Raw genomic sequence first — 223 nt, 5'->3', positions numbered from 1 at the left:
CGCCAGTCGGTGTGATCCAGCGCATAGTCCAGGTGAGTCAGTAACTGTTGCTGTAACGGGCGCCGGCCGTTAAACGCCCGGCTCCAGCGCGCCTGCAGATAGTGTTCGACCAGCGATTTATGGCGGCCGCTGCCGTCTTCCAGCATCCGCATGATACGCAGGACTTCCAGTTTTTCTTCGCTGCCTTTCGGTGCCCGGTTCAGGTCGTCCAGCAGGCCGTTCA

At 60.5% G+C, this 223-nt stretch carries 1 protein-coding gene; it reads right to left on the bottom strand.

Annotated features, from left to right (window positions below; genetic code table 11):
- On the bottom strand, positions 1–223 hold a 223-nt coding region (locus SLS51_RS25020; protein WP_323840939.1), incomplete at both ends, for an ImcF-related family protein.

The sequence above is a fragment of the Photorhabdus africana genome, from assembly GCF_035181445.1.
Taxonomy (GTDB): Bacteria; Pseudomonadota; Gammaproteobacteria; order Enterobacterales; family Enterobacteriaceae; genus Photorhabdus; species Photorhabdus laumondii.
Note: the sequence above shows the minus strand (reverse complement) of the source record. Positions and strands in the feature narration are given on the sequence as shown.